The 22,217-nt window shown below is 63.9% G+C and carries 22 protein-coding genes; 12 read left to right on the forward strand and 10 right to left on the reverse strand.

All coding sequences use genetic code 11. From position 1 onward, the window contains the following. Positions 1–304 precede the first annotated feature (304 nt). The 3 genes from ACZ60G_RS36080 to ACZ60G_RS36090 all read left to right on the forward strand — a co-directional run bounded on the left by ACZ60G_RS36080 (position 305) and on the right by ACZ60G_RS36090 (position 3,095). A complete protein-coding gene (locus ACZ60G_RS36080; RefSeq protein WP_465815998.1) occupies positions 305–1,585 on the forward strand; it encodes a cytochrome P450 in 1,281 nt (426 codons plus the stop codon). Positions 1,586–1,769: 184 nt separating this feature from the next. Next, positions 1,770–2,372, forward strand: coding sequence for a TetR family transcriptional regulator (locus tag ACZ60G_RS36085; protein WP_465816000.1), 603 nt, complete (start codon positions 1,770–1,772; stop codon positions 2,370–2,372). Positions 2,373–2,465: 93 nt separating this feature from the next. Beyond that, positions 2,466–3,095 (forward strand): TetR family transcriptional regulator, encoded by a 630-nt coding sequence (locus ACZ60G_RS36090; RefSeq protein WP_465816002.1) that lies wholly within the window; start codon positions 2,466–2,468, stop codon positions 3,093–3,095. Here ACZ60G_RS36090 and ACZ60G_RS36095 read toward each other — a convergent pair. Beyond that, positions 3,059–4,147, reverse strand: coding sequence for an XdhC family protein (locus tag ACZ60G_RS36095; RefSeq protein ID WP_465816004.1), 1,089 nt, complete (start codon positions 4,145–4,147; stop codon positions 3,059–3,061). The genes ACZ60G_RS36090 and ACZ60G_RS36095 overlap by 37 nt on opposite strands. A gap of 279 nt (positions 4,148–4,426) precedes the next feature. Here ACZ60G_RS36095 and ACZ60G_RS36100 point away from each other — a divergent pair, with 279 nt between their 5' ends. The 5 genes from ACZ60G_RS36100 to ACZ60G_RS36120 are packed head-to-tail and all read left to right on the forward strand — an operon-like array spanning position 4,427 to position 9,688. Further along, positions 4,427–6,772: a xanthine dehydrogenase family protein molybdopterin-binding subunit gene (locus tag ACZ60G_RS36100; protein ID WP_465816006.1), complete on the forward strand. Its 2,346-nt coding sequence runs from the start codon at positions 4,427–4,429 to the stop codon at positions 6,770–6,772. Further along, positions 6,769–7,644 (forward strand): FAD binding domain-containing protein, encoded by an 876-nt coding sequence (locus ACZ60G_RS36105; protein ID WP_465816007.1) that lies wholly within the window; start codon positions 6,769–6,771, stop codon positions 7,642–7,644. Before ACZ60G_RS36100 ends, ACZ60G_RS36105 begins: the two co-directional genes overlap by 4 nt. Then, positions 7,637–8,128 carry a (2Fe-2S)-binding protein gene (locus ACZ60G_RS36110; protein ID WP_465816009.1) on the forward strand — a complete coding sequence of 164 codons (492 nt, stop codon included), beginning with the start codon at positions 7,637–7,639 and terminating at the stop codon, positions 8,126–8,128. The genes ACZ60G_RS36105 and ACZ60G_RS36110 overlap by 8 nt, the downstream gene beginning before the upstream one ends. Beyond that, complete coding sequence (locus ACZ60G_RS36115) at positions 8,125–8,820, forward strand: SRPBCC family protein (protein ID WP_465816011.1); 696 nt, start codon at positions 8,125–8,127, stop codon at positions 8,818–8,820. The genes ACZ60G_RS36110 and ACZ60G_RS36115 overlap by 4 nt, the downstream gene beginning before the upstream one ends. 49 nt (positions 8,821–8,869) lie before the next feature. After that, complete coding sequence (locus ACZ60G_RS36120) at positions 8,870–9,688, forward strand: NAD(P)-dependent oxidoreductase (protein WP_465816013.1); 819 nt, start codon at positions 8,870–8,872, stop codon at positions 9,686–9,688. 28 nt (positions 9,689–9,716) lie between these two features. Here the strand turns inward: ACZ60G_RS36120 and ACZ60G_RS36125 are convergent, their stop codons facing one another. After that, on the reverse strand, positions 9,717–10,151 hold the full coding sequence (locus tag ACZ60G_RS36125) for a hypothetical protein (protein WP_465816014.1): 435 nt from the start codon (positions 10,149–10,151) through the stop codon (positions 9,717–9,719). 677 nt (positions 10,152–10,828) lie between these two features. After that, positions 10,829–12,529, reverse strand: a complete 1,701-nt coding sequence (locus ACZ60G_RS36130) for a hypothetical protein (protein WP_465816016.1) — start codon at positions 12,527–12,529, stop codon at positions 10,829–10,831. 361 nt (positions 12,530–12,890) lie between these two features. Between ACZ60G_RS36130 and ACZ60G_RS36135 the strand changes: the two genes are divergently transcribed. Further along, the gene (locus ACZ60G_RS36135) at positions 12,891–13,322 is read left to right on the forward strand and encodes a winged helix DNA-binding protein (protein WP_465816018.1); all 432 of its coding nucleotides are present in this window, start codon (positions 12,891–12,893) and stop codon (positions 13,320–13,322) included. 45 nt (positions 13,323–13,367) lie between these two features. Here the strand turns inward: ACZ60G_RS36135 and ACZ60G_RS36140 are convergent, their stop codons facing one another. The 5 genes from ACZ60G_RS36140 to ACZ60G_RS36160 all read right to left on the reverse strand — a co-directional run bounded on the left by ACZ60G_RS36140 (position 13,368) and on the right by ACZ60G_RS36160 (position 18,483). After that, positions 13,368–14,180, reverse strand: a complete 813-nt coding sequence (locus ACZ60G_RS36140; protein ID WP_465816020.1) for an SDR family NAD(P)-dependent oxidoreductase — start codon at positions 14,178–14,180, stop codon at positions 13,368–13,370. A 247-nt stretch (positions 14,181–14,427) separates the two neighbouring features. Beyond that, a complete protein-coding gene (locus ACZ60G_RS36145) occupies positions 14,428–15,906 on the reverse strand; it encodes an aldehyde dehydrogenase family protein (RefSeq protein ID WP_465816021.1) in 1,479 nt (492 codons plus the stop codon). A gap of 8 nt (positions 15,907–15,914) precedes the next feature. Next, the gene (locus ACZ60G_RS36150; protein WP_465816023.1) at positions 15,915–16,745 is read right to left on the reverse strand and encodes a carboxymuconolactone decarboxylase family protein; all 831 of its coding nucleotides are present in this window, start codon (positions 16,743–16,745) and stop codon (positions 15,915–15,917) included. A 74-nt stretch (positions 16,746–16,819) separates the two neighbouring features. Continuing rightward, positions 16,820–17,641 carry a mycofactocin-coupled SDR family oxidoreductase gene (locus ACZ60G_RS36155; RefSeq protein WP_465816025.1) on the reverse strand — a complete coding sequence of 274 codons (822 nt, stop codon included), beginning with the start codon at positions 17,639–17,641 and terminating at the stop codon, positions 16,820–16,822. An 11-nt stretch (positions 17,642–17,652) separates the two neighbouring features. Next, positions 17,653–18,483: a mycofactocin-coupled SDR family oxidoreductase gene (locus tag ACZ60G_RS36160; RefSeq protein WP_465816027.1), complete on the reverse strand. Its 831-nt coding sequence runs from the start codon at positions 18,481–18,483 to the stop codon at positions 17,653–17,655. A 162-nt stretch (positions 18,484–18,645) separates the two neighbouring features. Here ACZ60G_RS36160 and ACZ60G_RS36165 point away from each other — a divergent pair, with 162 nt between their 5' ends. Continuing rightward, complete coding sequence (locus ACZ60G_RS36165) at positions 18,646–19,305, forward strand: TetR family transcriptional regulator (RefSeq protein WP_465816028.1); 660 nt, start codon at positions 18,646–18,648, stop codon at positions 19,303–19,305. 111 nt (positions 19,306–19,416) lie between these two features. After that, complete coding sequence (locus ACZ60G_RS36170; protein WP_465816030.1) at positions 19,417–20,496, forward strand: NAD(P)H-dependent amine dehydrogenase family protein; 1,080 nt, start codon at positions 19,417–19,419, stop codon at positions 20,494–20,496. Between the two features lie 61 nt (positions 20,497–20,557). Here ACZ60G_RS36170 and ACZ60G_RS36175 read toward each other — a convergent pair whose 3' ends face one another. After that, positions 20,558–20,884: an amidohydrolase family protein gene (locus ACZ60G_RS36175; protein ID WP_465816032.1), complete on the reverse strand. Its 327-nt coding sequence runs from the start codon at positions 20,882–20,884 to the stop codon at positions 20,558–20,560. Beyond that, entirely contained in the window at positions 20,847–21,377 is a 531-nt protein-coding gene (locus ACZ60G_RS36180) for an amidohydrolase family protein (protein ID WP_465816034.1), read from the reverse strand. The genes ACZ60G_RS36175 and ACZ60G_RS36180 overlap by 38 nt, the downstream gene beginning before the upstream one ends. A gap of 6 nt (positions 21,378–21,383) precedes the next feature. Between ACZ60G_RS36180 and ACZ60G_RS36185 the strand changes: the two genes are divergently transcribed. After that, a complete protein-coding gene (locus ACZ60G_RS36185) occupies positions 21,384–22,193 on the forward strand; it encodes a sugar phosphate isomerase/epimerase family protein (RefSeq protein ID WP_465816036.1) in 810 nt (269 codons plus the stop codon). The last annotated feature ends 24 nt before the right edge of the window (positions 22,194–22,217 follow it).

Raw genomic sequence — 22,217 nt, forward strand, 5'->3', positions numbered from 1 at the left:
TCGCTGCGACGATTGGCGATCGCGGGTCAATGCCTGAATATGACCTGTTCTGGCCTGATTTGGCACCTGTCGGAGTAGCGGACTACCTCGAGTTGCCAGCCATGTTCTGAGAGATCTCCTGCGGCTTACAAGTCCTTGACCGGCTATCTCAAATCGTGATAGGCATAGGCAGTCTGAATTTGTGCGATCGAACAGCATTCGAGTTCGATACGTGCCGCCGACAAGACGGGGCCATCGACCGGCCCCGCGAACAATCGCGACCGGCCGCCACTCCCGTCCTCCTGCCACGAAAGGCGACCAACAGATGACCGACCTGGCATCAGTCGATTACTTCTCCGATGCGGATATCGCCCAAGATCCTTACGAGTACTTGGCCTACCTGCGGAGCCTGAACCCGGTGTTTCGGGAACCGCGCTACGGCGTCGTGGTGGTTACCGGGTATCAGGAGGCCATCGAGGCGTTCCGGAACACGGACGCTTATTCGGCTGCGGTTTCGATAGGCGGGCCGTTCCCGCCCCTGCCGTTCGTGCCCGAAGGCGATGACATCAGCGCTCAGATCGCCGAACACCGTCACAAGTTCCCGATCTTCGAGCACATGGTCACCATGGATCCGCCGGACCACACGCGTACGCGCTCGCTACTGAGCAAGTTGCTGACGCCGAAACGGCTGAAGGAAAACGAAGACTATATGTGGCGGCTGACCGATCGTCAGCTCGATGAGTTCATCGCGAACGGCCGCTGTGAGTTCCTGGCAGAGTACGCCAAACCCTTTGCCACACTAGCCATTGCCGACCTGCTCGGCGTCCCCGACAGCGATCGCGACAAGTTCCGCGCCACCTTGGCCGGGCATAAGAAGCCGGGTAGCCGAGTGGGTGCACTGGACCACGAACCAGTGGGTACCAACCCGCTGGAGTGGTTGGACGAGACATTCGGCGCCTACATCAGCGACCGTCGACGCGCCCCCCGCGAGGACATCTTGAGTGTCCTCGCCTCCACAACCTATCCGGATGGGTCGATACCCGAGATAATCGAGCTCGTCCGCCCAGCGACCTTCCTCTTCGCCGCCGGTCAGGAAACGGTCACCAAGCTGCTCAGCGCGGCGGTGCGGGTGCTGGGCGAGCGACCCGACCTGCAGCGGAAGGTTCGGGAGGACCGTAGCCTGATCGGTAGTTTCATCGAAGAGTCGTTGCGGACGGAGAGCCCGACGAAGGTGGATTTCCGGTTGGCGCGTAAGACGACTCGGCTAGGTGATGTCGATATACCCGCCGGAACTGTGGTGATGCTGTGCATCGGCGCCGCCAATCGCGATCCCCGCAAGTTCGAGAGCCCCGACGAGTTTCAGCTCGATCGACGCAACGCTCGCGAGCACATCGCGTTCGGCCGCGGTATTCACACATGCGCCGGCGCACCGCTGGCCCGGGTCGAGGGACAGGTCACCCTGAACCGGCTGCTGGATCGGGTGCGTGACATCGCCATAGATGAGGATGCGCACGGTCCTGCCGGTCATCACCATTACGAGTATGAGCCGACCTTCCTGCTGCGCGGGCTGCGGAAACTGCACATCACCTTCACACCGGGGCAGTGAGCGGGCCTGCGGTAGGGAATGAAGCCGAGCCACGCGTTCTGGAACTGCCGCTTCGTCCGGAGAATGTAGTGGCAATACGGGTCGTATTCACGCTTGCCCATGCGGTGAATTCGGCATCGGGATCAGCGGTTATCGGTAGCGGCGGCTGACAATGTCAAACGAACTGTTTCGTTACCATGGCGGTGTGGCATACGACTCGGCGGCGACCAAGGTGCGGATTCTCGATGCCGCGACAACGGAGTTCGCCGAATACGGCGTCGCCGGCGCGCGGGTCGACCGAATCGCGGCCAATGCCCAGGCCAACAAACGAGCGTTATACGACTACTACGGCGATAAGAAGGCGCTATTCGCGGCGGTGCTGGAACGCTCGATGACCGAGCTTGCCGCAGCCGTGCCCCTCGATGACACCGACCTCGGCGGCTATGCCGCGAAGTTGTTCGACTACCATCGCGCACACCCCGAAGCGTTGCGGTTATTGCTATGGGAGGCAATGGAATTAGGTGATGCCCTCGTTCCGGAAGAACCGGCGCGTACCGAGCATTACCAGGACAAGGTTCTGGCTGCACAGGTCGCTATGAGGTCCGAACAGGGCGATTCCCGGGAGTTGATCTTCTTGACTCTCGGCCTGGTGGGCTGGAGCCTGGCCATGCCGCAGCTGCGGCGGATGATCTTCGGGGCGGACCATTCGGTCGATCAATTGCGTCCCGTCATCGCGGGAGCCGCCCGCGCCCTTACCGACCACTTCGGTGGAGGCGAGTCGTCCCGAACCGCTCGTTCGGTCGATTGATTCGTCAGGAACAGCCGACGCACGGGTCATGTGGGGCGTTGGGGGTGTATGGACCTGCGGCGCTGTCCGGCTGCCCAATGATACGGTCGAACCATGTCCACCCGCAGGCGAGGCGCGAAGGACTCGGCGACCCGGCGCGTACTGCTCGACGCTACCGCTCGGATCATGACCGAGGAGGGCTACGCGGCCGCGACGACGCGCCGCGTAGCCGCCGTGGCGGGCGTGAAACCGGCACTGGTGCACTACTACTTCCCGACCTTGGAAGACCTGTTTCTCGCGGTCCTCAACGAAGGCACCGAGGCCAACTTCAAGCGCCACTGGCAGGCACTGACCTCGGCACGGCCGCTGCATGCGCTGTGGGAGCTGGCCAGGGATCCGCGGGGCAACACCCTGATGCAGGAATTCATCGCACTGGCCAACCACCGAAAGGCGATTCGCAACGATCTCGAGGCTTATGCCCGGCGTTACCGCGAAATTCAGGTCACCGCTTTCACATTCATCCTGCGCGAGCGCAAAGTCGACACCGAGAAGATCACTCCGCTGACGTTGTCGATTCTGCTGTCGAGTCTGCCGCGAATCCTCGTGACGGAAACCAACTTCGGTTTCACCCTGGGGCACGACGAGATGTTCGCACTCGTCGACCATTATCTGGACATCCTGGAGCCGCCGACCGCCTCGGCTGAGGATCAGGCCGATGACCGTTCCATATCCGATGTTTCGTGAATCGGCCGGTCCGTCGCGGACAGCGGCTGTGTCGACCCCCCACGCCGTACGGCGATGATCTCGGCGCCGATCGCTACCGCGACCTCCTCAGGGGTCCGTCCGCCTAATTCCAATCCTATCGGTGAGTGCAGCGCGGCCAACTCCTGGTCGGTGAGCCCGGCCGCGCGCAAACGTGAACGTCGGTCGGCATCGGCACGGCGCGAGCCCATCGCGCCGACGTATCCGACCGGGAGCCGCAGCGCCAATTGCAGCGCGGGAATGTCGAATTTCGGATCGTGGGTCAGCATGCACACCACTGTGCGGGAATCGACCTGGGTGCGAGCGAGATACCGATGCGGCCAGTCCACCACGATCTCATCGGCTTCAGGGAACCGAGTCGGCGTCGTGAAGACCGATCGTGCATCGCATACGGTGACCCGGTAGCCGAGCACTCGCCCGATCCGGCACAGGGCCGTGGTGAAATCGGTTGCCCCGCAGACGATCATCCGTGGCGGCGGTGCATAGGAGTCCACGAACACCGTGACTTCCCGTTCGCCACAACCGATCACCCGCATCCCGGTGATGCCGAGATCGAGCATCGCCCGCACCTCGGTCACCACACCAGCATCGGGCTCGCTGCTGTCCGGCCCGGCGAATGTCCAGTCCGGGCCGACCGCCCGCAACTCGGCCGTGTTCACGTCCCGCACCAGCGCCACCGGCTCGGTCGAACACAGTGCCTTCGCCATAGTGTCGTGATCGCGTAAACCGACGGGATGGACGAACACCTCCACCGTGCCGCCGCAGGTCAATCCGACGGCGAAAGCGTCGGAATCGTTGTAGCCGAAGGACTCTCGGGTCGGCGCGCCTGAGCGCAGCACCTGTTGGCATAGGTCGTACACGGCACCTTCCACACAGCCGCCCGAGATGCTGCCGAGGACGGCACCATCGGCGTTTACGGCCATAGTCGCGCCGGGTGGCCGCGGCGAACTTCCGCTCACGTTGATCACGGTTGCGATGGCGTAATCGGCTCGCTGGGCGTGCCATCGGAGCAGTTCTGCCGACAGTTCGCGCATGTCCACCTTTCGTTGTGCGTATACCGGTGAGCCGTACGGCGCCGACCGTGATGATCGTCGCCGGGCGGGACAGCACCCGAGTCCAGTCCGTTGTGGAAATTACATTCTCATCTACAAGAGTGAGGCTCTCGAAGATGTCATACGTCAATATTGACAGGTCGGCGAGCGTGATGCTAGACAGTTGGACAGCACGCACTCGACGCTGCGATAGGCAATTTGACAGGTTCGAGTGCAGCAATGCTGGTTGATTGCCCAATATCGACGGAGTGGAGGTGACTGGTGCGCACCGTTGAGACAGGCGCCGACACCTATGCCGGTACCCGGGTCCCTCGGATCGAGGATCCGCGGCTACTGACGGGCGCCGGGTCGTTTGTCGACGACGTGTCACGTCCAGGCATGCTGCACGCCTGCTTCGTACGCAGCCCGCTTGCCCGGGCACGGATCACCGCGGTCGATATTGCCGAAGCGCTTGCGTTGGATGGGGTTTACGCTGTTTTCCTGGCGGCGGACCTGAATCCCAGCGTGCACGATCAGTCGTACCTGATCGACGGCCCGTATCTGCCGGCCTTGAATTGGCCGCCGCTGGCCGAGGACGAGGTGCGGTTCGTCGGAGATCCGGTCGCGCTGGTTGTCGCATCTGATCGGTACATCGCCGAAGATGCGGTGGAACTGGTCGTCGTCGACTACGAGCCAATGCCCGCCGTGGTCGACTACATGATGGCGGAGGAATCCGACGCGCTCGTGCACTCGCGGTTTCCGCGGAATATCGCGGGACAACTGACAGGTCGGTCAGCCGAAGAGTTGGTGCCGCTGTTCGAGGAGGCGGCGCATGTGGTGCGGCAGACCATCTACCAGCAGGCCTATGTACCCGTGCCTATGGAGACCAGGGGAGTGGTCGCCGAGTGGTCGGCACCGACGGCGGAGATGACGATCTGGAGCTCCACCCAAGCGCCACACGAGGTGCGCGGCTTCTGCGCGCGGCTGCTCGGCATCGACGAGCATCGCGTACGAGTTATCGTGCGCGACACCGGCGGCGGCTTCGGGCAGAAGGTAGTGGTCCAACGTGAGGATATCTGTGTCCTGCTCGCCGCGACCAAGGTGTCGGTCGCGCTGAAATGGATCGAGGATCGGCAGGAACATCTGATCTCGGCGGGGATGGCACGCCAGGATCACGGCGAGGCCCGAATGGCTTTCGATCAGGACGGAACAATTCTCGCCGCCGATCTCGACTACGTACAGAATGTCGGGGCCTATCCGGTGCCGTCGCCGATCACGGGCGCCGCTGTCGTCGGGATGTTGTTCCCCGGCCCGTATCGAGTGCCTGCGGCAACGTTCTCTACGAAACTGCTGTACTCCAACACTGTTGGCCGAGTTGCCTACCGCGGGCCTTGGCAATTCGAATCGATGGCACGGGAGGTTCTGCTGGATACCGCGGCTCGCCGGCTCGGCATCGACCCGGTTGAGCTGCGCCGCCGAAATATGCTGCATCGAGAGGACTTACCGCTGGTCAACCCATGCGGCATGCAGTACACCGACGTCACGCCGCGAGAGACCTTCGAGCAGGCGCTCGACATGCTCGATTACCCCGCTTTTCGCCGCGAGCAGGAGCTGGCCCGTGTCCAGGGCCGCTATCTCGGTGTCGGCACCTGCACCTACCTGGAACCGACTGCGGCGTCGACGCCGTACCACGGCACCGAAGGCGCGACAATCCGAATCGAGCCTTCCGGCAAGGTGAACGTGTACCTCGCCGGTGGGTCTTCGGGAAACAGCCTCGAGACCACGGCGATCCAGTTGGCCGCCGACGCGCTCGGTGTGGACATCGCCGACGTCCATACCATCCAGGGCGATACGGCCCTTACACCGTTCGGTGCCGGTACCGGCGGCAGCCGCTCCGGCTCGATGATGGCCGGGGCGATCGCGGAAACGGCATCTGTGCTTCGAGATCGGATTCTGGCCATCGCGGCGCATCGTCTGGGGGCCGCGATCGATGACGTGGAATTCACCCGTGGGCGAGCCACTGTGCGTGGGATGCCGAGCGCTGAATTGTCGTTGACCGACATCGCCCACATCGCTTACTTCCAGCCGGATTCGTTGCCGCCCGGTGTGCCCCCAGGACTGGAATACAGCGGCCGCTATCGGGCACAGAGCGCGATGATCTGGGCCAACGCAACGCACCTGTGCACGTGCGAGGTGGATATCGAGACCGGAAAGGTTACATTGCTGCGCTATATCGTCAGCGAGGACTGCGGTCCGATGATCAACCCCAATGTGGTGGAGGGGCAGATCTACGGCGGCACGGTGCAGGGCATCGGGGGCGCACTCTACGAGCACCTCGCCTACGACGACAGCGGAAACCCTGTCACCACAACGTTCATGGACTATCTGATACCGACTGCTACCGAGGTGCCGGTCATCGAACTCGCCCATATCGAGACCCCGGGGCCTGGACCGGGCGGCTACAAGGGCGTCGGCGAGGGCGGCGCGATCGGCTCGGCACCCGCCGTGGTCAACGCGGTCGCCGACGCCCTGGCCCCGTTCGGGGTGGAAATTTCCCGGTTGCCACTGACTCCTGCCGCGATTGTCGCGATGGTCGACGACGCTCGAGTTGGGAGCGTGTCGGCATGAAACCCGCACCGTTCGAATACCATGCGCCGACCGCTGTGCAAGAGGCCGTCGAGCTATTGGCCGAACTCGGAGACGGTGCCAAGGCGATCGCCGGGGGACAGAGCCTGATGCCGATGCTGGCTCTGCGTCTGGCGGTGTTCGACCACCTCGTCGACCTGCGCCGACTGGATGTACTACGCGGCATCGAGCGGCGTGGCGATTCGGTTTGGATCGGTTCTGGGACAACGCATTCCACTGTCGGTAAATCGGCGGAGATCCGCCGGTCGGTTCCGTTGTTGGCGCGCGCCACCCCGCTGATCGGGCACTTCCAGATCCGCAACCGAGGCACGATTGGGGGATCGATGGCCCATGCCGATGCGGCGGCCGAGTATCCGGCGGTGGCATTGACGCTCGACGCGCAGTTCGAGGCGCGGTCACCGCGCGGACAGCGGACCATTCCCGCCGCCGAATTCTTCACCGGGATATGGAGTACCGATCTGGCCGAGGACGAATTGCTGACCGGCATCGTCCTCCCGGTGCGACAGGGCAGGTGCGGCTTCGCGATCGAGGAATTCGCCCGCCGCAGCGGTGATTTCGCGATGGCGGGCGCCACCGTCGCGGTGCGACTGGACGCGGATTCGGCCATCGACCGGTGCGCGATCGGGTTGTTCGGCCTAGGCCCGACGGCTGTTCGCGCAGGTGCTGTCGAGGCCGAGCTGATCGGCCGCGCCGCGATCGAGCCCGAGGCAGAAGAGGTGGGTCGGACCGCAGTGGCGGGACTGGATTCGGTGCCATCCGATCTGCACGGATCGGCGGACTATCGCCGGCGCGTAGGAGCGGCAATGGTAGCGCGCGCCTGGCGGCGCGCAGTAATGGAGGCTGTCAATGACTGACGTCGAGATTCAGTTGCGGGTCAACGGGATTCAGCGCCGAAAACGTGTGCCGCCCCGGCGCACACTCGCCGACTTCCTCCGGGTCGACTGTGGGTTGACCGGCACTCATCTCGGTTGCGAGCACGGGGTGTGTGGAGCGTGTACGGTGCTGCTCGATGGCGACGCGGTCCGGGCCTGTCTGGTATTCGCGGTGCAGGCCGACGGTTCCGAGGTCACGACCGTGGAAGGACTGGCCACGCCCACCGGGGAACTGTCGCCCGTACAAACCGCGTTCCGTGATCACCATGGTCTCCAATGTGGTTTCTGTACACCAGGTTTCGTCGTAACCGTCACCGCCTTTCTGCGCGACAATCCCGAACCTACCGACGAGGAGATCCGAGACGCGCTCTCCGGAAACCTCTGCCGCTGCACCGGATATCAGGGAATTATGAAGGCCGTCCGAGCGGCGGCGGAAAAGAGCAGCGCTGTGAAGGATCCCGCATGAAGCTCGAAAACACGTTCAGTATTCCCGTTCCGGTGGCGGACGCCTGGGATGTGTTGCTCGACATCGAGCGGATCGCGCCCTGTGTGCCGGGGGCGGTGCTCACCGGCAAGGGCGCTGACGGTTACAACGGCAAGATCAAGGTCAAACTCGGTCCTGTCGGTCTGGCCTATACCGGCGTCATCAAGTTCCGGTCGACCGACGAGACGACCCGGGTCGCGGTGCTCGAGGGGGGTGGCCGCGAGGCTCGCGGCAACGGGACCGCGCAGGCCGTGATCACCTGCCGACTGACTGAATCCGGCGGTGCAACATCCGTATTCGTGGAGACCGATCTCGCAATTACCGGGAAACCCGCGCAATTCGGGCGGGGCACCCTTGCCGAAGTAGCCGCGACGCTCATCGGGCAGTTCGCCACAAATCTCGCCGAGGAAATTACTGCGGCCCCTGGCCCGACGCCGACAGCTGCATCGGAATCCGCAGTGTTGTCAGACGATCACATTTCGGCCGACTCTGTGAAGCCGACAACCACCGACGGCCCGGCGAGTACGGTCACTCCGCCACGTAGGTCCGCCGAACCGATCGACCTGCTCGAGGCGGCTGGTATGGGCAACCTGAAGCGATACGGTCCACCGGCCGCGGCGGCCGTGCTGCTGGCGATTCTTCTGTTGCTACAGCGACGCCGACACAAAAGCTGAAAGACGGCCCCCGACACCGACAAAGAGAATTCATTCTGGAGGACTGACGATGCGCATCGGATTCATCGGACTCGGCAGTCAGGGCGGTCCCATGGCCCGCCGTATCGCGGAAGCGGGCTACCAGACCACGCTGTGGGCGCGTCGATCGCAGACGCTGGCCGAGTTCGCCGATACCGGCGCGACAGTGGCACCGTCGCCGGCTGCGCTCGCCGCGGACAGTGATCTTGTCTGCCTGTGCGTGGTCGGCGACGCCGATGTCGCAGAGGTGGTCGACGGCGCGGAGGGTGTGCTGGCCGGGCTGGCAAGCGGTGGCATGCTCGCGGTGCACAGCACGGTGCACCCCGACACCTGCCGCGAGCTCGCGAAGAAGGCTGCTGCCCAGGGCGTTTCAGTGGTGGACGCGCCGGTCAGTGGCGGCGGCCAGGCCGCTGCGGCGGGGAGGTTGCTGGTGATGGTCGGTGGTGAGGCAGGTGTCGTCGAGCGATGCCGTCCGGTGTTCGACACCTACGCCGGCCACGTTGTCCATCTCGGCGAGTTGGGCGCCGGGCAGGTCGCGAAGCTGCTCAACAATCTGCTGTTCACTGCCAACCTCGCCACTGCGGCCACGGCGTTCGATCTCGGCCGCGCCCTTGGGGTAGACCCGGCGCTGCTGGGTGAGGTCATCGCCCATGGCACCGGGAACAGCTTCGCCCTGGGAACCATCGCGCCGCTAGGCGGGAGTCTGCAACAGTTGGCGATCCATGCGAGCGATTTGCTGCGCAAGGATGTGGGGCTGGTGACAGCTCTCGCCGTCCGAGCCGACGCTCCGCAGGGTCTGGTTCTCACCGCAGCCGAAACGACACTCGCGCTGATGGATGAACTTCGCTGACGGCCGACCCAACTCCTCCGAGGCGCCCTCAGCGCTCAGCAGGAACGAGATCGCCGAAACTGTCTCCACCCGGATAGAGTGCGCAGCTGCGAAACCGTTCGGTGGGCGTGACCGCTTCGACCGAGGCGGTAGCGGCCGCGAGCGCCCGCGCCTTGAATGTTCGCGCGGCAGCGCTGAGGCGATGCTGGACCGAATCAATCCGACCACTGATGTCTCTGGGGTACACCTCGCCCCAGAGAGCTACTTGATCGATCAGTACGTGGTCGAAGATATCGACCAGGCCGTCATGGATCCGCGTATCCCCAGCGCAGAAGTCGGCGTCGATGGCGATGGCCTGCGGCAACGGGCTGCGCACCGGCGACGTCAACGACTCTTCAAAGTCGACGACCCGTACTCCGAGGATATCCAGCGGCCGCGTGTTCGCGTGATCGGCGACCATGGCGGTCACATCCCATCCGGCCATCGCCCGATCGAAGAGCCAGCCGCCCACGGATCGCACGACCTCGGTAACTCCTGGCGCGATCACCACCAGTTGATATCGCTGACGGTGCTTTCGTGCCTCGGCCGCAGCACGAGACAGCGGGTGCGCTTGCATGACTCTGGAGGAAGTCGGATCAACGGGTCGAGCAGCCATCGGTTTCCATCTCGTCGAGCGAAGAGGTAATCGGCACGGCCCTGTTGCCGCGTCGACTAGAGCGGTCGCCTGTACCGACGGTCTTCGGAAGGCGGTTGCTTCGTAGCTGATCGGGGGAGTGCGGCGGTATCCGGTCGGCAGCACGACGAATACAAATTTCAGCCGGGCATTCGAGTTGCCCGTGCGGCCGTTCTGGGAAACTTCCGAACAAGTGTTCCCGGCTGGACCCGAATTCGTTTTTCGATCGCTACCGATACACCCTAAGCAGGGATGTCGACCTGTGACAAGGGTCTCACGAATATTTTGTCGGCGGGTTCATGAACGGGCGCTTACACACTGCGGCGTTGTATGTCCAGCGCAGACTTTTCGTTCCCGGGGAAGCGATCAATTTATGTCACGCGCATAGAAAATCGCCGATTGCCGCTCGCAATCGGTGACACTAATTCGCCATATGTAGCTTTCTCCGGCAGCGGAACGTCACGTTTCCGCCGCCGGAGATGATTCAGCTATGCCCCGTTGACCGGCTGGGTGTAGGTCTTTCCGTCGATCGTCGTTGTCATGGTGCCGGTGGCCTGGAACCTGCTCTGTAGCGCCGCGGGTGACAGCGTGAAGCCTTCGGGTTCGCTGGTGACCTTGGTGCCCTGGTGTCGACCGGACACCTGGAGGTTCTCGTGCCAGGTGATCGCCGAGATGTCGACGTCGGACCCGCGTTCCACGCTTTCGGTGCCATTGATGGTGGCGTTGGAGTCGTCGCTGAAGTCGGTGTAGGTGACCTCGATCTTCGAGATCCGCACTTTCGACGGATTTTCGGTGATCACCACCTTCGCTTCGCCGCCCTTCTCGCCCGCGAGCGTATAGGTGCCGCCGGGCAGGTGCGGAAGGGCTGGCAGCTCGTTACCGGGGTGGTAGTCCAAGCCCCAAGCGACCTCGGGCATGGGCCCCACGGTTGGTGGCGGGGTCGGCTCGAATCCGTCGAAGCGCGCGATCATCACCCGGCTGTGCCGACCGCCCGGCTCGCTGGATGCCGGGCAGGGCAGCGGGTTGCCGCCACCGCAGGCCGGTGCGGTGACCAGGTTCTCCGCCCATACCGCCGCGGTGCTGTCGGCCAGCCAAGAGGGGTCTGCGGCGGCATTCCAATTCGGGTCGCCACCGGCATCGAGGTCCACGCTGCGTCCGGAGTCGGCGTCGACCAGATACGGATGGAAGAACCGGCGATCTCCGTTGTTGCGGATACCCGAGACGTGGCCGGTGGTCGGCAACTGGTCGGTCAGCGGCGGAATACCTTGCAGGCCGGAGATGAAATCCAGCCGGCCGGAACCGATCACCTGTTCCGACAGGAAATGTTTGCCATCGGGCGAGGTGTAGGCCGGGTCGGTGTACATCGCGTGCCGGGTCAGCGGACGCGACCTACCGGTAGCGTTGTCGGTCGCCCACATGTCGACACTGTCGGATTCGTACATCTGGATACCGAGAGCGGACTTCCCGTCGGCACTCCAGCCCCGGAACTCGCCGATCATCCCGGCGGGGTTGAACTTCAGCTTGCCGCCGTCGACCGTGTAGGGCTGGAACTTGGGGTCCGGGTTGCCAAGTACCCGCACGTCGTCGAGGGCGTAGCGGCTGTTCGCCTGATCGAAACGCAGTGTGCCCACGAATGCGTACTCGGCCAGGACATCCTGGGACGGCGGTATATAGCTGAAGCCCATGTGCTTGTCGTCGGGATTCAGGCGTGGCTCCCGCAGCGGCCCTGGCTTGCCGGACCCATCGTTCCAGTACAGGGGATAGGCATGCAGCTGCTCAGGTGTGCACTTGTCGTCCGCGAACTCGTACTGGCCACAGTCGATGACGGCGGCACCGGCCAGGGCCCGCTTACCGTCGTGGAAACCGTTGATCGGATAGGTGTAGTCCTTGTTGTCACTGAAGTCGACCGGATAGGGCACGCCGCAGGTCAGGCACTTCCAACCGTCGCCGTTGGGAAAGGTTTTGCCATCGGTGTGCACCAGCAGCACCTGCGGGCCGCCGTAGGTGCTGCCCGGACCCGAAGCTGGCGCACCGGCGAATACCGCACCGACGAGCGCGTAATCGCTCGACGGCCAGTATGTGCCCACTGCGCCCAGCGCGCCCCAGCCCGGACTGACACAACCGGTGCCGTGCGGATTGAGTGCCTGTGTGCACGATCCGGTATCGGTGGACGGCGCTGTCGGCGGCACCGGTAGCTCCTTGACATCGGCCTTCACGTGTAACCGGTCTTCCGGGTCTACGGTGACCACGTTCCCCGGCGACGGGGGATTCGCCCACGCCGGCTGCCAGGAAGAGCACACCGTCACAATCAACAGGACGATGACTGGGCTGCGCCACCATCCCCGAGTCGACCGGGTGTGACGGACCTGAGTTGGATCACCCATATAAAACCTGCCTTTGATAATGCATTGCTACCATCGGCGATAACGCGATTCTCAACCAGGGTAGGCGAGGTTCCGTGGTTTCGGAGGCGCTTTGAAATGTATCGGTGCCGATGTATACGCGACAATATATCGTTACCGATTGATGGCTCGCCGCTATGCTGGCCGTGTGGACGGCAGACGGCTTCATCGACTTGGCAGGTATCTGATCGAACTCGCACGCCAGGTCGGTCTGGAATCCGCCGATGAGCTTCCCCCGGAGGGCGAGATTGCCGTGCTGAGCGATGTCCTCGACAATCCGGGTAGTTCGGTTCGTGAGATCACCGAACGAACCGGCTTCTCCCAGGCGCATGTGTCCGAGTGCATCGCGCGCCTGGTCGACGACGCGTTGCTCGCAACCGACATCGACCCGAACGATCGCCGCCGCACGCTCGTCTATCCGACCGATGTGCTGTTCAAGGCCATCGCTCGCCGAACCGCACCGCGTATGGACGACGCTCTGGTGACCGCGCTCGGGGATCCGGTCGCAGCCCGGCGGGCGAGTACGCTGCTCGCCGAACTCGCCGATCTCCTGCTCTCGGATCAGGGTGACACGGCGTAATGGCGCAGGCTACTGGGGGTGAGGTCGGCGAACCAACTGGATGTGCTACCCGAGAGCTGACGCAATCAACTCGTCTGTGCGCCGACGTAGTTCGGCGCGGATAGCCGGATCGTATGCCTGCTCGTTGGCGCGGGATTGTTTCTGACCATTGAAGTAGGCGCCGGTGGGAACGTCGTCGGTGACCAGCCGCAGCACAGCGGCGCCGCCCTGTTCGACGGTGCTCAGTGGCGAGCCGCCGAACTCACGCACCATCGTGGTGTTCATAAACGTGGCAGGGTGTACTGCCGTCACGGTGACACCGGAGGAGCGCAGTTGCTCGGCAAGATCGAAGGTGAACATGATCTCGGCGAGCTTGCCGCGTCGGTAGGCTGCGGACCCGTCGTAATCGTGCTCGAAGTTCAGGTCACCGAAGTCGAGCGGTTCCTGCCCGATCGAAGCGATATTGACCACTCGTGACGGGGCGGAGGAGGTCAGCAGCGGCAGCGACTGCCGGGTGAGCCGATAAACCGCGAGATAGTTGACCGCTAAGCGCAGTTCGAAACCATCGATGCTGACTTGTCGCGGTGCACCCGGAGCACCGAATCCGACACCGGCGTTGTTGATCAGCACGTCGAGCCGGTCAGCCCGGCGACGCACCTGCTCGGCCAGCTGGTCGACCTCCCGCAACGACGACAAGTCGGCGAGGAGAACCTCCGGGTCCGGGCCGCCCGCCGCGCGGATCTCCGCGCGTACCTGCTGCGCCCGCTCCCTATCGCGTCCGTGCACGAGAACTCGCGCCTTGGACTGGGCCAGCCGCAGTGCCAGATGTCGCCCGAGACCGTCGGTGGAACCGGTGATCAGCACGGTCTGTTCGGTCATTTCGACTCCTTGACTTACCGGGGCGTCTGTCGACAGCGCACGCTCGACGGAAGTTCGCCGATAACTTCCGCTCGAAGCTGAGGCGAATACAACGAACTAGATAGTTCGAAGCGTACGCTTGCCGATGTGCTTGTCAAACGACCCGGGCTCGCGCGAATCAGCCGGTATCTCGGGACGAGCGCGGCCCAAGCTCTGGCCGAGCAGTCGGGCACCGGCCGTAGCTTTCTCCGGCGCCCGTAGCTCGCGGTCAGCTCATTCCGATTCGGATGTTCTTGACCTGAAGGAATTCGTAGAGCCCGTCGAGCCCGCCGGTGCGACCGTGGCCGCTCTGCTTGTAACCGCCGTAAGGTCCCTGCGGTGAGATATCGCTGAGTTGATTGATCCAGATGGAGCCGGCTTGTAGTTGCCGCGCGACCCGATGCGCCCGGGTCAGGTTGGTGGTCTGGATAAATGCGTTCAACCCGTAGGGGCTGTCGTTGGCGATCCGGATGGCCTCTGCCTCGTCGGTGAACTTGATTACCGACACCACCGGTCCGAAGGTTTCGATCTGTGCCAGCGCCGAGCGGTTGTCGACGTTGCCGAAGACTGTGGGCTGAATGTAATAGCCCTCGGCCAGGTCTCCGCCGATGCGCTTGCCGCCGGTGATCAGCTCGCCGGCCTTATCGTTAACGGCCCGATCGATGACGCCGAGGATGCGATCGGCGTCTCCCGCACTGACCACCGGTCCGAACATGACCGTGGGATCGAAGGGATCGCCGACTTTCGCGGCCTCGATCACGGCGACGAATTTCTCCATGAAGGGGTCGTATATGGACTCGTGCACGAGGATGCGGCTCCCGCAGGCGCAACTCTGCCCGGACTGCACAATGGGACCTTGAAATGCGGCCAGCTGCGCGGCGGCGTCGAGGTCCGCGTCCTGGAATACGAGGTTGGCCGACTTGCCGCCCAGCTCGGTGACCACTGGCGTGAGGTTCACCGCGGCGGCGGCGAGGATCTTGCGGGCAGTCTCACCGCCGCCGGTGAAGTGGATCTTGCGCACGCGTGGGTGCCGCACCAGGGCGTCGCCGCCCTCGGCCCGCGTGGGTGTGACGTTGACCAGACCAGGCGGCAATCCCACTTGCGCGCACAAATCACCGAACCGCAGGGCGGCGAAGGGGGCCAGTTCCGACGGTTTCAACACCACGGCATTGCCGGCCGCCAGCGCGGGAGCGACACCCGACGCGGCGACGACCATGGAACCGTTCCACGGGGCGATTACGCCGACAACGCCGTAAGGCTCGCGTTCGATGAGGTTAAGGTCGGGAGAGCCGGCCACCGGCGTGCTGAGACCATGCGGCTTGTCGACGTATCCCGCGAAGTGTCGCAGGAAGCGCTCGAGCAGAATCGTGTTGATGGCCAGCGACATCGGCACCGCATAGTCATGGATGTTGAGCCGGTTGAGATCGGCCATGTTCTCTTGCACGGCATCGGCGAGGTCGATCAGCAGATCGCGTCGTTTGTCGGCGGTGAACGATATCCATTCCCGGTGCGCGTTCCAGGCGGAGTCGACCGCCTGGTCGATCTCTGCGGGACCGGCCAACTGAACCGTCGCATTAGGCCGGCCGGTAGCCGGGTAGATGTGTTCGTGGGTGCCCCCGGACGAGTGGTCGAGCCGGTCTCCTCCGATGACCAACCCACCCCGCAGGAGGTCCTCGGATGGTTGGCGGGTGTGGGTAGTTGTAGGCATTTGTGCTCCTATGGCGTCTTTCCGCTTTCGGTCTCCCATTCCGCCAGGACACGCGGCTTCTGTTCCGCGATCACCTGGTTGAGGTGGCTGGCTTTCGGCCAGCCGTAGTAGGCGGCGAAATGCAGTGCGAATTCGTCCATTTCGACGAAGGACAGGTCCCGGCTCTTCAGCGCGGCATACACATGCGACATGATCGGGTACGGCGCGTCTTGGAACGCTACGCATGCGACGGTGATCAATCGGCGCTCTTTCATGCCGAGGCCGGGCCGCAGCCACATCTCGCCGAATACGAAGTTGAGGATTCCCGCGCCCTGGTACGGGTTGTTCCGGTCCGGAAAGTAGGGCAGGCAGTTGACGTCCATGAACGACTGCTCGCCGCGGGCCAGCCGAGCTTCCGGATCACTGGGGGTCTCGAGCGGAAGCAGCGGTTCCGGAGGCGGAACTTCTTGTCCGCGTTCGCGATTGATGCGCTCCCACTGCTGGTCGACGATCATGTTGAGTCGGGACGCTTTGGGCCAGCCGGCGTAGACCGCGAAATGCAGTACCGCTTCGCGAATTTCGGTGATGGATATGTCGCCGCTGTTGAGGGCCGCATAGACATGGTCGATGATCGGTTGCTCGGCGTCTGCGTCCGCGACACAGGACAGTGTGATGAAACGCCGTTCACGCCGGGTAAGTCCGGGGCGCGTCCAGATCTCGGCGAACACGAAGTCGACCAGGCCGTTGGCGATCGCCGGGCTGGTATCGTCCGGGGCCGGGAAGGTCATCACCTCGCCGAATTCGTGCTTGCCGCGCTTCGAGCGTGCCAGGCTGGTGTTGTCCACCGTTTCGGTTGTCATGAATTCCGCCTTCTGAGTCGGTAGTCCGTGCGCGCGCCACGACCGATGTCCGTGCGCGCGCCACAGTGCGACACTTATTTGAGGGTGACGCCGGCGTCGACCTTGAACTCCAGGCCGGTCACATACCGGCCCTCATCCGAGATCAGGTACAGCACGGCGTTGCTGATATCGAGTGCGTCGATCAACGGGACGGGGAGTGCATTGCCGAACAACGGCGCCAGATCCGCCCGAACCTCGGTGAGAAGTGCGAACAGTGATGCGGGATTCATTCCGGTCGCGACACCGGTCGGGTGCACCGTATTGACGCGAATATTCTGTGCCGCAAGCTCATTGGCAAGAGCCTTGCTCAGGCCGACGACACCGAGCTTGGACGCGGTGTACGGAATGTGCAGCGGGGTGCCCTTGATGGCAGCCGCCGAGCTGATATTGACAATGCTGCCGCCGCGCTCGACCAGGTGTGGCAGTGCCGCCGCGCACGTATTCCAGGTCCCGATCAGGTTGGTATCGACCACGGTCCGCCAGTGCTCGGCAGTCGTGGTATCCCATGTGCCTGCGGTCAGCACGCCGGCATTGGCTACCACGGCATCCAGCCCGCCCAGTTCGCCCACGCCCTCGTCGACGGCCTTTGCGAGTGCGGCCGCATCGCGTATGTCCACGATCTTGGTCACGACGCGGCGGTTCAGTTTTTCGACCAGACGGGCCGTTTCGGCGAGGTCCTCAGGGGAGGACAGCGGGTATTCGATATCCGGAAGCGACCGGCAGATATCCACCAGGATGAGATCGGCGCCCTCTTCGGCGAGCCGGACCGCGTGGCTGCGACCCATGCCACGTGCGGCGCCGGTGATCAGGACACGCTTGCCGGCCACCCGGCCGGTCGGCTGCGCACCATCTGTCATGTCGTCCCCGCTCACAGCTTGTTGCAGAAGCCGGCATCGACCGGCAAGGTCACGCCGGTGATGTATTTGGCCTCGTCGGACGCCAGGAAGGCGATCGCGGCGCTGATGTCCTCCGGCTCGATCAGCGCGACCGGCATCGGATTCATGAGATGCGGGCCGCCATCAGGATTGTTCGCCGCCCACTCCATCATCTGCGGGTTGACGGCCATCATGGTGTTCACCGCCGTCGGGTGCACCGTGTTGACCCGAATATTGTGTGGTGCCAAGTTGTTTGCCAAGCATCGCATGATGCCGACGATGCCGTGTTTGGATGCCGCATAGCCCAAGCCGCCACCTTCGTTGCCGCCCATGCCGACCAGACCGGCGGTGGAACTGGTCAAAATGATGGAACCGCCGCGCTCGCCGGCGATGAGGTGGGGTATCGCGGCGCGGGTCGCGTGGAACGTGCCGGAGAGGTTCACGCCGACCACATCGGCCCACTGTTCGAGCTCGGTCTCGATCGGCACCGCCTCGAGCGACAGCGGAGCGATGCCGGCATTGGCGCAGACGATGTCCAGGCGGCCGAGTTCGGCGACGCCGGCATCCAGCGCGTCGCGCACCTGGTAGAAGTCGCGCACATCGGCGACCGAACCGATCATCCGGCGACCCTTGGCCTCGACGAGCGCGATGGTCTCGTCGAGCTCCTCGCGGCTTGCCATGGGGTAGGCGTTGGAGGGGATGTCGGCGCAGATGTCCACGCCGATGATGTCAGCTCCCTCAGTAGCCAGTCGCACGGCGTGGCTTCGGCCCTGCCCTCGCGCTACGCCGGTGATGAAGGCGACTTTGCCATCTAACGAACCCATCGATCCTCGCTTCGAAGCCGAACGATCCGCGCCATGGTCGCCGACATCGGCGATAGCGCAGTTATCCTCATGCGCAAATCAAGTGCGTGAGCAGTGGTAATCTGATTACCACTTTCGGAGAGTAGCACCTCTGCGGCGGTGTGGGAAGGAGTTGCGTTGGTCGTGAAGCGCGCTGATGAGAGCGTGGGTGAGACACCGGGCGGAGCGTCCGACCGCATTCACGGAGCCGTCATAGAGCTGCTCGAGTCCGAGGGCTACGAGGCCCTGCAGGTGCGGGAAGTGGCACGGCATGCTCGAGTGTCGCTTGCGAAGATCTACAAGCTCTACGGCACTCGCGATCAGCTGATCTGCGCGGGGCTCGAAGCGTGGATGGACGAGAATCGGTATGCCGGTTTGGACGGGTTGGCAATCGGTGGTGACCGGTCGCTCTATACCGGCTTAGCAAGACTGCTGCGCAGCATATTCGAACCGTGGGAAGAGCACCCAGCCCTGCTCGAGGCCTACTTTCGGGCGCGTTCGGCGCCGGGGGGCGAGAGGTTGATCCGCCGCGGGTTCGATGCCGTCGTTCCCGCTGCGATGGTCGTGCTGGCCGGTGTCGACACCGATTTCGTTCGCGACCTGGAGTCGATCCTGTCCAGCCTGGTTTATGGCCTGCTCGGCCGCTTCGCATGCGGCGAGATCGATGTGCCGGCGATCGTGGCGACGGTCGATCGCACTGTGTTCTGGTTGGTTTCGGGCTACGAGGCCACCGCTCGCGGGCCGATGCGCTCGGGCCCCGCGGGGGATGGACAGTCGAGTGGTAATTCTGTTATCAATATCTAGAAATCACATTCTCTGCCGCTTGCCGAGTGACCCTGTGATCGTCTTGCTCCCAATATTTGCGAGACGCGAGGCGGTCACCCCGCCGCGAAGACTCTACCGAGCGAGGCATTCATGGAACCGAATCCGTTTCCGCATCAGCCGATCGACTCGCCTGCGACGTCGTATCGCGTGGTCCAGTGGGCCACCGGCGATGTCGGGGCGCGCACGTTGCGCGAGGTGATCAAGCACCCGAATCTGACCCTGGCCGGGTTGTATGTGCACTCGCCGGAGAAGGTCGGGCGCGATGCCGGTGAGTTGTGCGGGTTGGGGCCGAGCGGAGTACGCGCCACCGGGAGTGCAGACGAGATCCTCGGCCTCCGCGCCGACTGTGTGCTGTACACACCGTTGCTCTGCGATCTCGATATCGTGTGCCGATTGCTGGAATCGGGTGCCAATATCGTCACCACCTGTGGCGAATTCCATCGGCCTGCGAGTATGGATCCGGCTGTTCGCGCCAGGGTGGAGGCCGCCTGCAGGACCGGTAACTCCTCGATTCACAGCACCGGAAGCAGCCCCGGGTTCATCACCGAGGCGGTCCCACTCGTGTTGTCCTCGATTCAGCGAGAACTGCGCAACATAACGATCAACGAATACGCGGATATGTCCCAACGCGAGACGCCGGCAATGGTGTTCGACATCATGGGCTTCGGCCTTCCGCCCGCCGAATTCGACAAGGGGCGCGCCGACAACCTGCGCCATGCCTTCGGCCCCTCGCTGCAGGTGGTCGCCGACGCGATCGGTCGGCCTTTGGATGTCCTCGACGCCATCGCAGAGGTCGCAGTGGCCCGGCAGCGGACGGAAATCGAGTCGGGCACGCTGGAGGCGGGCACAGTTGCGGCGCAACGGATCACTATATCCGGGAAACATCGGGGTAGTACGCTGCTGCGTTTCCGCGCGAACTGGTACTGCACAACCGATATCGATGCCGACTGGGACCTGCGTCCCACCGGATGGCGCGTGACCGTCGACGGCGACGCCCCCCTGGACATCGATATGCGCTTCCCGTTCCCACTGACGCAGATGAATGAGATCTCGCCGGCCTACACCGCCAACCGGCCGGTGAATGCGATCCCATATGTCTGCGCGGCGCCCGCCGGAATCCGGACATCCGTTGAATTGCCTGGTATCACACCGACATTCGCGTCGGCGTGAAATGTCACCCCTATGACCGTCCGCACATCATGGGACCGAGCGCGGACGGTCATCAGGGGTGTCAGCGTGGCTCCGGTGTCTCCTTGTGGAAGTGGCCGTCCTTCATGATGTAGTGCAGCCTGTCGCGCTGCTGGAGGACAGTGATATCGGCGAGTGGGTCGCCGTCCACCAGCAGCAGGTCGGCAAGATATCCGGCCTGCACCTTTCCGAGTTCGGTTGGGCGCTGCATGATCTCGCCGCCGAGCGCGGTAGCGGCGAGGATCGCTTCCATCGGCGTGTAGTCGAAGCGCTCGACGAAATGCTGCAGGTCGCGGGCGTAGGTGCCATGTGGCGTCCACGCGAATCCGTAGTCACCGCCGGGCAGCACGCGGATTCCGCGCGTATGCATTTCGGTGATGACCGCGGTAGCCATCTCCAGTTCCCGCTTGTACCCGGCTGCTTCGGCGGCCTGGGTAGCCGAAGTCCGCTGCCTCGTAGAGGGTGGCGATGAGCCAGTTGACGCCCGGGGCGACGAAGATCCAGTCTTTGGCGGATTCGAGGAGATCCATGCCCTCCTCGTCGGTGAAGCTGGCGTGGTAGACGATGTCGACGCCGTGCCGCACACACATTTTCACGCTTTCGGCACTGCGCACGTGCGCGCACACCCGCTTACCGCGCCGGTGGGCCTCGGTGACGGCGGCGGCCACCTCCTCATCGGACATGTAGGTGTCCTCGGCGTGCCGGGTGCCGGTGATTTCCTCACCGGTCATGGAGAGTTTGATCTGGTCGACACCGATATCGACCAGCTTGCGCACGGTTTTGCGCATCTCCTCGGGGCCGTCGGCGAACCAGGTGATCCCCTTGACCAATGCGCCTCCGGTGACCGCCGGATAAGGAGACATATCACCGTGGCGGGCGCGTCGAGTGTGCAGCTATATGGTGTTCGTGACTCGCTGACGGCCGACCGCCCCGGTGCCCTGGCCCGCCTCGCTGAGATCGGCTACCGATACGTCGAGCCGTTCGCGCTCGGATTCTGGAACACCCCAACCGGCGAACTACATGGCAACGCCCGCGCACTGCGTGCCGATCTGGACGCCGCCGGGCTTGCCGTGAGCACGGTGCACGCCGCCATCCCCGCGGGTGGCCAAGACGCCGTCGTCGAGGTGTGCCGCATCCTGGAGACCGACACCGTCATCGTTGCGATCCCGCTGCTTGTCGAAGGATTCGACGGCGAGGTATTCGAGAACAGGGACGAGCTGGGGTCCTTCGCTCGGCGCATGAACGAAGTCGCGTACGAACTGGCCGGCCACGGCATCCGGCTCGGCTATCACAACCACAACTTCGAATGGGCCGAATTGCCTGGTGGCGACCTGGGTTTCGACGTGCTGTGGGAACTGCTGGACCCGATGGTCGTCGCCGAGTTCGATGTGTATTGGGCCGTGTCGGCCGGTCAGGATCCCGCTGAGATCCTCGCCCGTCTCGGTGAGCGTGTCGTCGCTCTGCACTTGAAGGATGGTCCGGGCAGGCCGGACGACCCGATGCGGCCGAAGCCGCAGATCCCGATCGGCACCGGTGTTGTCGATGTGCCGGCTGCGTTGCGAGCGGCCCCGCACGCCCGATGGCACATCACCGAGATCGACGCCACTGAGTCGGACCCGTTCGAACTTCTGGCCACCAACCGCCGCACGCTGATCGATGGTGGCCTAACCGCCCCATGACAGCCCGCTGTGGGCACGGATTCG

It is taken from the genome of Nocardia sp. NPDC102475 (genome assembly GCF_055584605.1).

Excerpts from the sequence above, each read along its gene's own strand:
- ACZ60G_RS36090 (WP_465816002.1), top strand. The coding sequence starts at position 2,466 with ATGTCCACCCGCAGGCGAGGCGCGAAGGACTCGGCGACCCGGCGCGTA.
- ACZ60G_RS36125 (WP_465816014.1), bottom strand. The coding sequence starts at position 10,151 with ATGGCCGGATGGGATGTGACCGCCATGGTCGCCGATCACGCGAACACG.
- ACZ60G_RS36150 (WP_465816023.1), bottom strand. The coding sequence starts at position 16,745 with ATGACAACCGAAACGGTGGACAACACCAGCCTGGCACGCTCGAAGCGC.
- ACZ60G_RS36155 (WP_465816025.1), bottom strand. The coding sequence starts at position 17,641 with ATGACAGATGGTGCGCAGCCGACCGGCCGGGTGGCCGGCAAGCGTGTC.
- ACZ60G_RS36145 (WP_465816021.1), bottom strand. The coding sequence starts at position 15,906 with ATGCCTACAACTACCCACACCCGCCAACCATCCGAGGACCTCCTGCGG.
- ACZ60G_RS36105 (WP_465816007.1), top strand. The coding sequence starts at position 6,769 with ATGAAACCCGCACCGTTCGAATACCATGCGCCGACCGCTGTGCAAGAG.
- ACZ60G_RS36080 (WP_465815998.1), top strand. The coding sequence starts at position 305 with ATGACCGACCTGGCATCAGTCGATTACTTCTCCGATGCGGATATCGCC.
- ACZ60G_RS36170 (WP_465816030.1), top strand. The coding sequence starts at position 19,417 with ATGGAACCGAATCCGTTTCCGCATCAGCCGATCGACTCGCCTGCGACG.
- ACZ60G_RS36140 (WP_465816020.1), bottom strand. The coding sequence starts at position 14,180 with ATGACCGAACAGACCGTGCTGATCACCGGTTCCACCGACGGTCTCGGG.
- ACZ60G_RS36120 (WP_465816013.1), top strand. The coding sequence starts at position 8,870 with ATGCGCATCGGATTCATCGGACTCGGCAGTCAGGGCGGTCCCATGGCC.
- ACZ60G_RS36160 (WP_465816027.1), bottom strand. The coding sequence starts at position 18,483 with ATGGGTTCGTTAGATGGCAAAGTCGCCTTCATCACCGGCGTAGCGCGA.
- ACZ60G_RS36115 (WP_465816011.1), top strand. The coding sequence starts at position 8,125 with ATGAAGCTCGAAAACACGTTCAGTATTCCCGTTCCGGTGGCGGACGCC.
- ACZ60G_RS36180 (WP_465816034.1), bottom strand. The coding sequence starts at position 21,377 with ATGTCTCCTTATCCGGCGGTCACCGGAGGCGCATTGGTCAAGGGGATC.
- ACZ60G_RS36095 (WP_465816004.1), bottom strand. The coding sequence starts at position 4,147 with ATGCGCGAACTGTCGGCAGAACTGCTCCGATGGCACGCCCAGCGAGCC.
- ACZ60G_RS36110 (WP_465816009.1), top strand. The coding sequence starts at position 7,637 with ATGACTGACGTCGAGATTCAGTTGCGGGTCAACGGGATTCAGCGCCGA.
- ACZ60G_RS36175 (WP_465816032.1), bottom strand. The coding sequence starts at position 20,884 with ATGCATACGCGCGGAATCCGCGTGCTGCCCGGCGGTGACTACGGATTC.